This window comes from Paraburkholderia sp. 32, from assembly GCF_050435345.1.
GTDB classification, from domain to species: Bacteria; Pseudomonadota; Gammaproteobacteria; order Burkholderiales; family Burkholderiaceae; genus Paraburkholderia; species Paraburkholderia tuberum.
In genome coordinates, this window is the sequence record NZ_JBNDKD010000003.1 from 207,387 (window position 1) to 220,435 (window position 13,049).

Sequence of the window (13,049 nt, forward strand, 5' to 3'; positions counted from 1 at the left end):
TCAAGTGTCTGACGAAGAGGGCGCACTCAGTTACGGTAAATGATATGAGCTATTCTTTTAAATCACAGTCCAACACACATCCCGGTTCAAATGACTACGGTCAAGACCTTGCAAATCACTTCGGTGGTTTCGACCTGGAATTTTACGACCGGCGCGTGGCCCATCAAGAAACCGAACTGCAGGAGACGCCGCGAGGTGAAGCGCGAGAAATCGAACAGGGCGTAAAGTTCACGCTCGCGCGTGATCAATGGTAAGCGCGCGATTTAGCACACCGAGTTCATAGGGGTATACGGAAGGCGACATGCAATACGGCAGCGCATCGATCGGCAAGGCGCTTCGAATGCGTCGGCCAGATCAAGCTCAACGAGCGGCTGCGGTGAGCTTTGCGTAGTTGAACGGCAGGAGGTCAGTCACGTCGGCACGCGGTTCGCGTTGCGGTAGTTCGGTGAGTACGTGCACGAAGTAGGTGGGCCGGCCCCCGCGAAAACCGGACACAAGGTAACGCTTAAACTTTGAGGTAGTCTTACGCCTATGTTTAAGCCCAGCTCTAACGTGGAACCCATTGAAGTTCTGACCCAACCCGAACAGCGCCGTCGGCGCTCTGTCGAGGAGAAGCTCGCGATAGTGCGCGAGACCTTCGAGCCCGGAGCAACCGTTTCCGGAGTCGCCCGTCGTCATCAGGTGAATGCAAACCAGGTATTCGCCTGGCGCAAGCTCTATCAGGACGGAAGCCTGTCAGCAGTCAGTGCCGGCGAGCAGGTGGTGCCGGCGTCGGACCTGGCCGAAGCGATGAAGCAGATTCGTGAACTCCAGCGGCTGCTGGGCAAGAGGACGATGGAAGTGGAAATCCTCCGCGAAGCAGTGGAGTACGGCCGGGCAAAAAAATTGATTGCGCGCTCACCATTGCCGCCGGGGGGACGACCGATGAAGACGGTCTGTGAAGTCCTGGGTGTGTCGCGCTCTAATCTCGCGGTGAAATCAAAGCGCGACGCTGAATGGGTCGACAGGCGCAAGACGCCCGCCCGCGACGACATGCCGCTCGTGGCGGAACTTCAAGGGCTGGTTGCTGATTTGCCTACTTACGGCTACCGACGCGCCTGGGCCCTGCTACGGCGAAATCGGGACGCACATGGGCAGCCTCGCGTTAATGCAAAACGGGTTTATCGGGTCATGCATACCCATGGTCTGCTGCTCGAACGCCGGCCGCGCCATCCCCAGTCAACTCGCCGGCACGACGGCAGGGTCGCGGTGGACCAGAGCAATGCGCGCTGGTGCTCGGACGGCTTCGAGTTCCGTTGTGATGACGGCTCGCCGCTGCGCGTTATCTTTGCACTGGACTGCTGCGACCGGGAGGCCATGAGCTGGGCTGCGACCACCGGGGGCTACACCGGAGACATGGTGCGTGACGTTATGCTTCAGGCTGTGGAAAACCGTTTCGATGGTGCACTGAAGGCCGACAACGAAATCGAATGGCTCAGCGACAACGGTTCCTGCTACATTGCCGAGGAGACGCTCACCTTCTCGAAAAAAGTGGGCCTGAAACCTATCACGACTCCGGTCAGAAGTCCGCAGAGCAACGGGATGGCCGAAAGCTTCGTCAAAACGATGAAGAGAGGGATGCCCAAGCCGGACGCGAGAACGGCGTTGCAGAACCTGGCCATCGCGTTTGACCACTACAACGAGTCGCATCCGCACAGCGCCCTGAAATACTGCTCACCACGCGAGTTTCGCCAGCGAGCAAATTCACCAACCTAAGCGTGACTGCATGTCCGGTTATGCAGGGGCAAGTCCAAAACCGTGGACCCCACCATGCCCGGCATTCCCCGGTTAGCAGGCCTGCGACGCCGACTAGACATTCATAGCTCTGGTTGAAGACTTGTCCCGCGTGCTGCGAGGCAAGATCTCGAAGACGATCCTGGACGTCAATCAGCATCGAGGGGCCGTAGGGTGCGTCTCGCTGGCGCGCGCGAAGATTGGCTTCAGACAGTTCCCCATGCACGCGCTGCTCAATCTGCTGGAGTCGCTCGGGGAACTTTTCAGGGTATCGGGTTGCTTCTTCGAGAAGGTTATATTCGGCCGCACGTGCACGCGCAAGCATGTAGTCAACATCCTCTGACAATCCAGCTGCAACGAGCTTCTGTTCCAGCACGCTGGTCTTCAGGCCCGCATTGAGATCGATCGTCGGTTTGCCCGGAAACCGGAAGGAGGGTTTCCCGGCTGACGAAGGTACAGCCAGCAGCGCCTGTGCGATGTCGACACGCTTGGCCAGCAGGACTGGATCGGGATCCACAGGATCGATGAGTGCACGCAGATGCCTGATGGGGTCGCTCACCTGAAGGGATGCGGCCCGATGGACGAGTGCAACCAGGCTGTCCCTGAATGTATCGAGCTGTTCAGCAATGAACTCGCGGCAGATCGGCAGCCGGGCAATGTGTTCGTGTGACAACGCGGCATCGAACTCGCCACGCGACGGACCGAGAATCAGATCCATGCGGTGCAGGGTGAGCAGCAATTCGTCGACCTCACAGCCACAGGCGGCCAGTAGTTCGTCGAAAGCGCCGTCAAAGGGCGATGATATTTCGGCCCTGCTGGGACACTGGCGGATATGCTCGAGGAATAGACGTGGACTGCGCCCGCGTCGTTTCTGGTCTGTACTCGCCGGCGTTGGCTCGTCGAACTCTGTATTGGAGACGAAGTAGACGTGACCAATCCGGTCGCCGAATTCCGCTATGAGATCAACGAAGCGCCCGATCGACCTTGTCAGTTCGCTATCGGCCAAGTCCCAGGCGCCGCGTTCCGGGCGTGATGTCTTGATCTGGTATGCATCGAAGATGCCCTGGCCGTTCTCGGCGAGAAAGTCCTCATGATGTTCGCACCACAGCGCGGTGTACGGTCGCGTCCCAAGCCGGGCCGCAACCATAAGCATGACCCCGTACGCATGCTGATACCGGAAATTGCGCTCCGTGGCGTCGCCGGGGTCGCTGGTATTGCGTTTCGTTGCAGGGTTGGCCGCGCTCGGTGCACGCACTGTTGATTTGGCCTCGCCGCTCGGTCCCATGGGAATTCTATATTTGGATTGGGGTAAACCTCATCGCTCTCGCGCAGAACAGTATCAGGAAACAAGCAAATGCGGCAACGATTCCAGGGGAGATGCCAAGCAATCCGGCGCAGCATTCCACAGTCGTGCGAGTGTGCTGCCCGGCAGAGCCCGTAGTGCTGGTGACGACGTTGTCGTATCCATATCGCATACGATCCCGTTATTTTCGTTTTTTCGTTTCCGAAAGAAATGCGAAACCCGGACGCGACGCGGGTTTGAGGGACGCGACGACTGGGCGCCTTGACGTGACGGTAGCGGTTGGTCTATTCGAGACTACACGTCCCATCAGGTTCTTTGATTTCCGAAATTTTAAGAACTTCAGGGCTCCAACGAAGCTGGGCTACTGGTACGAGGACTATGAAGAGCGACAGATCTGCCGTGAATTGTTGCTCCATCTGCCGGAGGTCATCGCTAAGCCAGTGCGCGAAGGCGAAACCGGTTATATCACGACACAAGCGATGGTCGAGTTTATTCGTCACAAACTCGCGGGCGATTTCGGTGGTGTGATTTTCTCCTCCGTTCAGCATGCGGGTGGTACCAACTTTGTTGTTTTCAGCGATAGTGCGGTTTCGGCGCTGCTGGACGATCTTACTCACGAGCCGACGTTCCCAGTGAAGCTTCACGACAGGCCGCAGTTCTTTCATATTGACGCGGTGGCGTATACGTCGAAACCACTAAAGGTCGAGTCTTCCGCTTCGGTTTGATAGCTTCACCCGCAATAAATGCAGGCGGATTGCCAGATGGTCTTGTGCTGTCTTGTTTGGGGGTAGCGGTTCTCGTATCAAGAGGTCACGTCAGAAATGCAAACTATGTATCTAACAAGCGAACGAACCCACTACAAATCCGCCGGGTACGAAGAAATCTCGACACATTCTGGAACGGGGTCATTCGTCCTTCTGAACCATGCAGCGGAGAGAGCGGTCAAGATCTCTCAAGACGAAGCCTACGATCAGTTTGTCCGATTCGTCCATACCCAGTCATTACCTTGCTTTCCGAGAATCGATTGTCATCGAGCGCCGCTCGGACCTTTCATCTCAGGATCGAATGATCCATACACTGTAACGGAAACTGAACTGTTGAAAGACCTCGATGCGGCGACCCAAAGGCAGATTTATGATTGGATACAATCCGTGTTGCTTTTTGTACATGGAGCTCCGGGAGCGAGCGCGCCAGTTGGCGATCCGTATGGCCTGCTAGCGGGTTTGCAAGCTATGAGCATATGGCTCAAGCGCGAATGCACGGGAATCGGTATTGACAACAAACCCGGAAATGTACTTTCTCGTCATCGCGGCGGCAGTGTGGAGTACGTTATGACTGACGGCTTTGCTTGTTGTTGAGCCATTGAACGCTTTACGTGCGTGGCGAGAGGATCGAAGACACGCGGACGGTGGCGTGTGCTCGCGCGAAGGACAGACCTAATAGAGGCGCGAAATCGGTCGCTCCCGGCCAGCATGCACGTCGGGCAGGGGAAGATAATGACCGGCCTATGCAGTAGTACGTGGAGCGAAACAATTCGCGATCAAACGGGGCAGGGATTCTCAGTTTCTATCTGCTCCAGCGGTTCGCGTTGAAAGTTGACCTCTGTGTCCGTCGCTTGGCACATGCAGGACCCGTTGGATGCTTTTTGGAAAAAAATGAGTCTGGAGTCAGCCGGTCCAATGTTACGCTGACTTGCACAATGCAAGGATTGATTTGTTGTCAGACTTTGATGTCGAGTTTCTCGAGAGCATTTCTCACTGCAGCTTGACCTGGATGCTTGTCGCCGGACCGTACGTGCCTGAACGAAAAAGCATTGCCAGGGCATGGAGCTGTCAGATTTTTTACGATACCGACGACATGCCTAATCTCGGATAGCAAGTAATTCAGCCAGTCGAGAAACGTAAGTTCATCGTGAAGTTCGAAAACCAGACCTTGGAAACTTTCTTCCGCACCAGTTTCCGTGCCATCATCTGCTTTCGCAATTCGCGGACGCCTCTGAATTTCAACGATGTAAATTACCTTTTTGGGGCTAACAACGCGCGCTACAAGTATGCCGCGAGGAAGGCGGTGTTCGACATCGAAGAAAAGCCAGTTGCGCTTCTTCGTTGTAATGTCCTTGTCGTCTTTGTCAAACGGTGTAAGCGCGACGAGTTGTGGTGGCTCGCTGCTTCTGAAACCATTCTCGTGCGTGTACCATTCAACGCTGCGAACCTGATCGGGATGTGACGTTGGGAGTTTTCGGAGAGCATTCCACATGTCACGTAGTGTGCCTTCGGATTCCATTGCCACATGCGCGTGAATGGAAGCATGGCCGGTGTCAGTCCCGGCACCGCGGACTTCTCCACTTGAGAACGAGTCTGGATTGCGCCCATCGCTGCGTTTCCCTGCGGATGTTTCCGCTTGGTAGCGGCGATAATCCTTAACTGCCCGCTTTTCTCCCAATACTTCGAAGTCGTCTTCGACCACGTCGGTCGACGCGGCCCCGAACTGCGGGGCATTAGCATCAGTGAGGTCCACGATCTCTGGGGGGCGAACGATGTGACGGCCCGGTGCTCCTTTCCACGCTTCTCCGATGCCGCTGCCTGTCGCCGGATTTTCCACTTTGTTCGAATTTTCCCTATCGCGCTGTAGTGGAATGCCGCTTGGTTCTGTCAAGCCATCGACGCGAAGAGCCAAAAACGTCCGGCCATTGTTTATCCAGTGGCCACGGACCTTGATCGTTGCTGTGCCCGAGAACCACGGGCCTATTTTGGGGAAAGCGTACGAGTCGCCGCGGTTGAATGCAGTGCTGATCTGAGTGAAAATGCTCTTTGCTGCGTTTCGCGCGAAATCGTCGTGCAATGCATGGGCGAGGAATACCGTGTCTCCGTTGTGCAGACGCTTGCGTAATCTGATCGGCCAGTACCCTGGCTCGACCGCTGTCGCGTCGAATGGAGCGAAAAAGCGGTTCGCAGCTTCTTCCCAACGATACGTTGTAAGTATGCGAGGCACTTCCTGGGAGCGGCCATAACATCGGGTCAAAAACTCGATGCATGGGACAAGAAGATTGCCTCCGTTGGGCAAGCGGAAGCTAATCAACCAATTCCTGTCGCGTTGATACCGGAGCGGGTAGTCGGAGCCGGACAGGGGGCTCGGTTCACCTTTATACAAACACTCGTCAGGAGAGGTAAAACTCCATTCCCCTGGAGTAAACTCGATCTCGGCACGCAGATCGTCTTGTTCAGCTTTGCCAATACAAACTCCATTCAAACTCCATTTTGCCAAACCGTCCCAATGCGCAGAATGCCCAAGTGGGTCAACGCCACGCTAATTTGCTGCCATGCTCGGGGTACATTGTCCTTGTCGAGCGTTCGGAGGAACACTGCGACTTTGGGCACGCTTTCATCGCGGCGGTTCTGAACTATGCCGCCGAACCACCAAACCACGACTTTCCCTTGTATCGCGCGGAGATCCTCACTAGGTCTGACATTTCCGGAGACCGGTCGCAAGACGATTGCCCCACTGGGAGGACGATGCTCAACGGGCGGACTGGCTTTGGTAGTTTCGGCGGGTGTATCGAGCGACATTGGGGACAAGATATATTTTCCAGACAAATTCATTGTGCCACAGGGACGGAACAGCAAAGACTTCGAGAAGGAGTGCGCAGCGTACTTCCTGAGGCGTCTTTCAACTGCCTGAGCGCGAAGATAATCACCTTGCTTTCCCTCGACCTCGACATCTGCCTTCCCGCCGTATGCGCTTGCAAAGGCCGATCGACGTGGGTGAAGAGTTGGCGCAGTAGTTATTTTTAGCGCTCCGTCAACGCGGTGACGTCACCATCTTGATGGTTTTGACTGCCAGAAAATCGTTCGCGATACCCGGGGAGACAAGTGCGGTCGCGCGACCGCTCTACGCCTATGAGTGCAATAACTTCATCCGCATTTTCCGAGGGAATCCGCATGCGGCCATCGCGTAGGGCGTGATATAGCGCGTCTACAGCATGTTGGACACCAAGTGTGGCGATGACCGTCGGATGCCAAAGAAGGTCTAGCGACCAGTGCGGCACTAACGCTGGCAGCAGTGTGCCGGCGCGTATTCGCCCCCTTCGTTCATCAATAACCGGTCGAAGTTGCCTGGAGGCGGCGATGGCAATCGTCGCGGCCTCACCATCATCCAGCGACGGAGACGTCGAAGTAAGTTCGTGGAAAATCAGATACTCAGCGTCGGTTAGACCGACGACAGTAACGATTCGATCTGCCACAAGCGCCTGCAGAAAGGTGTACTCGCCATTTTTACGGCTTCTCTCATGTTCCAGTTCTCCCGCGACGATTTCGGGAACGAGAATGTCGTTCGGGATGGCCGAGAGGATTCGTTCACCATATTTGCACGCGTGAAGGTTAATCAGTACGCTGGTGTCGAGAACCCATTGGTTCACGATATCAATCCGGGAGCTTGAGCAGTTCATCCGTATCCCTTTCCTCAAGCTCGATTTGATCGATAATGCCGCGTACTTCCACTCGGCCTAACTTTAGTAACTCCGCCAATTGTCCTTCCGACATTAATTCGCGCTTCCAGGCGGCATGTGCCATCAAGCTCAGGCGGTGGGAGATGGGACGGTCGGCATCGCTTTTCGCCGGATCTCGGCGTTCAGTCATTTCGCCGAGAACCTCCCGAGCGTGCTCATCGGTGATGCCGCCATTGTTCTCGAACCAGACCCAGGTACCTTTCTTGGCAAGCCCTAATTCCTCGAGCCGGAGGCAGCACGCCTGTCGCGATATGTTGTACTGTTGGGCGAGGAGAATTATTAGACGGCGGGTCGTCTTGCCAGTGATCTGCTTCAATTGGCGGAAGCTTTCCGAGAAACTCTCGGCCGGCGTCAGGAAAGTACGACCAAAAGCGTTGGCATAGCGCTCGTCGCGTGACAGGAATTTCTCATCTTCTTCGAGCACCTCCGGAGTCTGACGCGTCCCATAGAAGTGGCCGAGCTCATGCGCCGCGGACTGGATGCGCCGGGGTAACGGATGACTAGCGTTGAGAAGAATGCAGGCACCAATGCTTTCATCGTAGTTGAAGAGGCCCGCAATCTTCGAGTTGGAAGCAAGGCGACGCTGATACAGGCGGATGCCAAGATCCAGCTCGATTACCGAGAAAATGTCGGCAATCGGTCCAGAGCCAAGACCAAGCCAGTCGCGCAATTCCTTGGCATGCTTTTCGGCAAGTGCCGTGACGTCGCCCTCATTGAGGCCGCGCTCCGGCGGATAATTTCGTCGGCGCTGAATGCCCAGTATATTCTCCATTTCAACATCCGCTTTAATCAAGTCGTTGAATAGCCGGATAGCATCAGCGGTTTGCGCGTCTTCTGTTTCACGCAATTTTCGAAAGCGAGGCAATAAGTCGACGTGAACGGCTTCCCGGCGGAGCAGAGCGTTCACTGATACGCCGTAGTGGCGGCCGAGCAACTGGATTTCCTGAATACGCACGCGGCGTACGCCCTTCTCGATGGATACGAGAGTGGGGCGGGAAACGCCGATGATTTGGGCTGCATCCTCTTGCCGAATGGCTGCGTTCTCTCGTGCTATTCGCAGGCGGCGTCCAATTTCCTGTGAGGTCAGCTCATTTAGATCAGCCATAGCGTCCTCCATCCATCCAGTTGTTCAGGAAGCTTTGTTGCCCTTGAGCGGACAGAAATGCTCGCCATTCTTTGGCATGTGATGCCAACATCCATTTCAGTTTTTTCAAAGTTTCCTCATAGGTTTCCCCGGTCGCGATCGCGATTTGCGAAGCGTACGCGCGAAGACCGTCGTCGGGTCGACCGGCCATGTCCGCAAGATGCTGCAGATGGCGCGCACCGACGCTTCCATATTCGATCATGATGTCTCTATCGGCCTTCTGAGGGATGACCGACAAAGCATCTCCCACATCGGAGGCGGCAAGATCGAACACAATATAGGTGTCGCGAGTCTCTGTGACTCCGGCGGCATGCAGACTCAAGCGCCTCAGCAGGCAGGCAGCGCACAGGCCACACTGTTTCTTCTCACCTACATTAACTACTCGGCGTGTTTGCCAGCAGGATCGAGTATTCGTCAGATGCTCTTTAGACTTTCCAGGTATGTGCAAGAATGCGCTTAGTGTTTGGCCTTTCGTGAACCAAAGGCGCGGTTGCTCAAAACTGACCTGGTAGTTTTGCAATGCCCTGATGAACTGCTCCATCTTTCGAAAGAACGTCGGATGGTTGCGATAGTCAGGGTAAACGTTGTACAGCGGAAGCAGCACCGGTCCAAGCGCTCCCTGTCCGCTCTCTGGAACGACAATCCGAGTCACGTTCGAGAGCTGCGTGGCAATCGCTGTTACCGCTGCGAACTGAAATCCGCGTGAGCGGAAGCTACTCTCGCTGCCACGGTATTCCTTGGTCTCGAAGGGAATCTGAGTGAAGTAGCTATCGCCGTCCTTGGGGCGCTGGTAATTTCCAGCGACCCGGATACAAAGGGCTTCGTCCCTTGCGCCGCTCAAGGCCGATACTGCGCGCGAGTCCAAACCATTGCTGTAGGCAACAGCAAAGGTCTTGGTCTTACCAAAGTCCAAAGGTATCTGTCGCGAGCCGATTGGCGAGGGCGCCTTCGTTTTCACAAAGGTGAATTGCCACGTGTCGCCGGTCAGATGGTTCAAGACGCCCTGGAGGCTGTTCAGAACCTCCGGCTGCTGCCAACTCTCGGGGGCGGCAACGGGAAGAGTCACATGTAAGATGCGCCGCCAGCCCAGCGGCCGCTTCCAGCGACGATCAGCGAACTCCACGGCGGCACAGAGAACGAGCATATCGTAGTGAATTGGCTTGCACCCCTCAACGTCGAAGCTATCGAGAGCTGACGGATCAAAGCGGATGTGCTGGCCGATTTCCGCGATTTCGGCATCCTTCGGGACGGCACGACCGCGCTTCTGCCCATTCTCGAGGACAACCAGACGCTTTTCCGATCTAGCTGGTTTTTTGACGCTAGTGCTCATTCTTCAGGGCCCTCATCTACGCCGCTTTTCTTATGGAGCGCTTCGCCAAATGCGCGCTTGTTACCGGAGGCCAAAGCAGCGCAGAGCTCATCAGGCTTCATGGCAGAAAAGGTTTCGTGGTTTCGCTCAAGGCCCTTTCGATAATCCTCGCGCTTCATGTCTCCAAGATCGCGGGCACGAATGCAGTGTTCGTCGAGCCGATTCTTAGTGGTGCCGATCCATTCTCTTGCCGTGTTCCCCAACGCTTGATCAAGTGCTTGCTTCGTCGAAATCTGATCCCTGAGATTCGCGATCAAATGCCTGTTCAGAGACTCGGACAGAAACGACCTGGGGTGGCGATCAAAGATCGTCTCGATCGCTGCCGCAGGGTCCAGATCCATTTGGGGGCGCTGGGCATGTGCTCTGAGTTCGCCGAAAAGGGGATGGAAGGTCTTCATGTCTACGTCGCGAATCATGCTGTGGCAAGCCTGCGCCATGCGCTCTTCAGCGCTCGTGGCGTCGCTAACCAGCTTTTGGCCGTATACCTTCCAACGACTAGTTAATGCGACATTTCTGAATGGTCCGTCAGACATAGCGCCCTCCAATGTCAGCAATGTACGATTTAAATCTGACAATGTCAACTTATGCGTAAAATATGCTGACATTGCGCCTAGCCGAGGTCACGGGCGAAGAAATCGCTGACGATCGGCCTTGACGGTGGCGGAGGCGAGTCTCGCTGGGTCAATAAGAACCGCTGGATCAGCGACGTGCCGTTAGCGGAGTCGGATCCCAGGTCGGTTTTCTGACCGCTGGTGGTGCTGAGACCGGGTGGGCCCGCGCAAATGAGATGTAGACGTCGAAATAGCAGCCGGCCAATATGAGATCGACATCGGTGAGGCGCAGCCCGGAATCGTGGAATTGAGCGTGGCGGTGCAAGAATTTGCCACTATTATTTTGATTGCGGCGGCTGTAGCGCTTCGAGAGCGTTTGCTTTGTCGCAGAGAAGCTTCCCCGCTTCTGAGGGCGTAGCATAGCTTCCGCAGGCTCTGCCGGGACCGTGTTGGAACGTGCCTGACGGTATCGACGACGGTATTTCGACAGAAGCCGTCCTCGAATGCTTCGTGTCTGCGATCTTTCAATGGAAGCACGGGTCGATTCTCCGATACAGTCTCGTCAAAGCTGACAACTGCTGCTTGGAGTTTCCGGTATCACTGACGGTATCGATCCAGCGTGACAAGGCGGAAACGCTGTCCCGACTGGGCTCCCGCCTTGGGATTGACAATCGAGTGGGGAGGGTGCCCAAGACGAGCGAGAAGGCGTTGAATGAGAATGGGCGGTGCTCCAAGTAGCGAGGGCGTCGTCATCGGTCGGCTCAATTACGGCTTCGCGCTGCAGAGCCGGTCAATGTAATCAGCCCACTCTTGCATAACGCGGCGACGGTCATCGTCGAAGGTTGTCCTGTCATACGCCTTCTGCACGTCCCCTCGTTTTGCGTGCGCGAGTTGCGCCTCCAAAATGTCGATGTCGATGCCTAGCCGCTCCGTCCCCACGGTGCGTAGCATGCCGCGGAATCCGTGAGTTGCATGCTTTCCCTGGAAGCCCAATTCGCGCAATGCCTTGCTTAGGGCATCCCGGTGCAAATGCGGCGTCTTCTGGCGCGCCGGTGAGGGGAAGACGTAGTGTCCGCGGCCGGTCAGAGCCTCGAGTTCCTCGAGCAACTCAACCGCTTGCTTCGGCAGTGGCACGATGTGCTCGTGCTGCATCTTCATCCGGCCGGCCGGGACGTGCCATTCGGCCACATCGAGATCCACTTCGTCCCAGGGTGCGGCTGCGACCATCCCCGGACGCAGACCGGTAAGCATGGTCAGTTTCAGGGCGGCCCGCGTGATCGGCGATTTATAGGTGTTAATGGCTTGCACGAGCGGCGCGATCTCGGCGGGTTTCGTGATTGCCGGAATATGCCCTTTCTTATGCCGTGGGATGACGCCGCGCAGCGACAGCGGAATACCGTCTTCTCTTAGACCGTGTTGTATTGCGTAGGTCACGATGCCGCCGACGTACTGGCGCGCTTTCGTGGCGAGGTTCGGCGCGTGCGCCGCAATCGCTTCCAGCACGGGTTTGACCTCGGGCGTAGCCAAGGTCGAAATCGGCTTATTGCCAAGCGCCGGACTCAGGTACTCGCGCACCACGAACTCGGCCTTCCGGTACGTCTCATCGGCCCACTCCTTGCGCTTGAATGCGAGCCACTTCTGAGCCACAAGCTGAAATGCGCCTTCGGCTGCGCGCTTGCGCGCCGCTGACTCGGCTCTCCGGTGCTCGACGGGATCGGTGCCATCGCGGACGAGGTTGCGCGCGATGGTGGCTGCTTTACGCGCATCCACGAGCGAGACGTCAGGGTAGGGACCAAGGCTGAGGAAGTTTTCCTTGCTGGTGCCTGGTCGCCGATATCGCAACAGCCACGTCCGGGTACCGTTTGGCCGGACCCTCAGTGCAAGACCATTTCCATCAGCGAGCAGGTAAGGCTGCGCGCGCGGCTTGGCGGCGCGAAAGACCAATTCCGACTTCGAATCGACGCGTCTGGGCATGAGAAAGCCCCCGAATCTGGTATACGCAACAGTATACGTAAAAATGATCGACGTCAGCGGAACGTAACGGAACTGCAGGCAACAAAAAACCCCGTAAGACCTTGATCTTACGGGGTTTCTCGGACCACTACGGCTTACGCCGGAACAACTGATGGTGCCCAGGAGAGGACTCGAACCTCCACAGTGTTGCCACCGCTAGGACCTGAACCTAGTGCGTCTACCAATTTCGCCACCTGGGCAGGTGATGAACAGCAAAGACCGCAATTATAGCGACAGATTCCGACCTGTCAAGCGATTTGCCGAACGCGATTCAACCTCGCGGCGAGCCCGGCGCACTATGCGTCCCAACCACCGCCGCAGGCCCGCGTGGCGCCCGACACGGGTGTTAGAATGCCTCGCAGTAGTTCGTTGGCACGATGCACATCCGGCGT

The 13,049-nt window shown here is 56.4% G+C and carries 10 protein-coding genes, 1 tRNA gene and 1 pseudogene; 4 read left to right on the top strand and 8 right to left on the bottom strand.

Features of this window, described 5'->3' with window-relative positions:
- Window positions 1-44: 44 nt before the first annotated feature.
- Both OKW26_RS23660 and OKW26_RS23665 read left to right on the top strand, forming a co-directional pair.
- On the top strand, window positions 45-254 hold the full coding sequence (locus OKW26_RS23660) for a hypothetical protein (protein WP_184062782.1): 210 nt from the start codon (window positions 45-47) through the stop codon (window positions 252-254).
- A 277-nt stretch (window positions 255-531) separates the two neighbouring features.
- Window positions 532-1,755 carry an IS3 family transposase gene (locus OKW26_RS23665; protein WP_429355406.1) on the top strand — a complete coding sequence of 408 codons (1,224 nt, stop codon included), beginning with the start codon at window positions 532-534 and terminating at the stop codon, window positions 1,753-1,755.
- Window positions 1,756-2,680: 925 nt separating this feature from the next.
- Here OKW26_RS23665 and OKW26_RS23670 read toward each other — a convergent pair.
- A pseudogene (locus OKW26_RS23670) lies at window positions 2,681-3,058 on the bottom strand (dsDNA nuclease domain-containing protein); the annotation flags it as partial.
- A gap of 92 nt (window positions 3,059-3,150) precedes the next feature.
- Here OKW26_RS23670 and OKW26_RS23675 point away from each other — a divergent pair.
- Together OKW26_RS23675 and OKW26_RS23680 are read left to right on the top strand one after the other, a co-directional pair.
- Window positions 3,151-3,801 carry an RES domain-containing protein gene (locus tag OKW26_RS23675; RefSeq protein ID WP_429355407.1) on the top strand — a complete coding sequence of 217 codons (651 nt, stop codon included), beginning with the start codon at window positions 3,151-3,153 and terminating at the stop codon, window positions 3,799-3,801.
- A 372-nt stretch (window positions 3,802-4,173) separates the two neighbouring features.
- Window positions 4,174-4,434 carry a hypothetical protein gene (locus tag OKW26_RS23680; RefSeq protein ID WP_429355408.1) on the top strand — a complete coding sequence of 87 codons (261 nt, stop codon included), beginning with the start codon at window positions 4,174-4,176 and terminating at the stop codon, window positions 4,432-4,434.
- Window positions 4,435-4,795: 361 nt separating this feature from the next.
- Here OKW26_RS23680 and OKW26_RS23685 read toward each other — a convergent pair whose 3' ends face one another.
- The 7 genes from OKW26_RS23685 to OKW26_RS23715 all read right to left on the bottom strand — a co-directional run bounded on the left by OKW26_RS23685 (window position 4,796) and on the right by OKW26_RS23715 (window position 12,857).
- On the bottom strand, window positions 4,796-6,340 hold the full coding sequence (locus OKW26_RS23685) for a hypothetical protein (protein ID WP_429355409.1): 1,545 nt from the start codon (window positions 6,338-6,340) through the stop codon (window positions 4,796-4,798).
- Window positions 6,341-6,863: 523 nt separating this feature from the next.
- The gene (locus tag OKW26_RS23690; RefSeq protein WP_429355410.1) at window positions 6,864-7,490 is read right to left on the bottom strand and encodes a DNA-binding protein; all 627 of its coding nucleotides are present in this window, start codon (window positions 7,488-7,490) and stop codon (window positions 6,864-6,866) included.
- A 4-nt stretch (window positions 7,491-7,494) separates the two neighbouring features.
- Entirely contained in the window at window positions 7,495-8,685 is a 1,191-nt protein-coding gene (locus OKW26_RS23695) for an ImmA/IrrE family metallo-endopeptidase (RefSeq protein WP_429355411.1), read from the bottom strand.
- A complete protein-coding gene (locus OKW26_RS23700; protein WP_429355412.1) occupies window positions 8,678-10,054 on the bottom strand; it encodes a 7-cyano-7-deazaguanine synthase in 1,377 nt (458 codons plus the stop codon). The genes OKW26_RS23695 and OKW26_RS23700 overlap by 8 nt, the downstream gene beginning before the upstream one ends.
- On the bottom strand, window positions 10,051-10,626 hold the full coding sequence (locus tag OKW26_RS23705; RefSeq protein ID WP_429355413.1) for a hypothetical protein: 576 nt from the start codon (window positions 10,624-10,626) through the stop codon (window positions 10,051-10,053). The genes OKW26_RS23700 and OKW26_RS23705 overlap by 4 nt, the downstream gene beginning before the upstream one ends.
- A gap of 783 nt (window positions 10,627-11,409) precedes the next feature.
- Window positions 11,410-12,618 carry a tyrosine-type recombinase/integrase gene (locus OKW26_RS23710; protein WP_429355414.1) on the bottom strand — a complete coding sequence of 403 codons (1,209 nt, stop codon included), beginning with the start codon at window positions 12,616-12,618 and terminating at the stop codon, window positions 11,410-11,412.
- Window positions 12,619-12,770: 152 nt separating this feature from the next.
- Window positions 12,771-12,857 (bottom strand) — tRNA-Leu (locus OKW26_RS23715).
- Window positions 12,858-13,049 lie beyond the last annotated feature (192 nt).

Coding starts and splice junctions, on each gene's coding strand:
- OKW26_RS23660 (WP_184062782.1), top strand. CDS start 45: ATGAGCTATTCTTTTAAATCACAGTCCAACACACATCCCGGTTCAAAT.
- OKW26_RS23665 (WP_429355406.1), top strand. CDS start 532: ATGTTTAAGCCCAGCTCTAACGTGGAACCCATTGAAGTTCTGACCCAA.
- OKW26_RS23675 (WP_429355407.1), top strand. CDS start 3,151: ATGCCAAGCAATCCGGCGCAGCATTCCACAGTCGTGCGAGTGTGCTGC.
- OKW26_RS23695 (WP_429355411.1), bottom strand. CDS start 8,685: ATGGCTGATCTAAATGAGCTGACCTCACAGGAAATTGGACGCCGCCTG.
- OKW26_RS23700 (WP_429355412.1), bottom strand. CDS start 10,054: ATGAGCACTAGCGTCAAAAAACCAGCTAGATCGGAAAAGCGTCTGGTT.
- OKW26_RS23705 (WP_429355413.1), bottom strand. CDS start 10,626: ATGTCTGACGGACCATTCAGAAATGTCGCATTAACTAGTCGTTGGAAG.
- OKW26_RS23710 (WP_429355414.1), bottom strand. CDS start 12,618: ATGCCCAGACGCGTCGATTCGAAGTCGGAATTGGTCTTTCGCGCCGCC.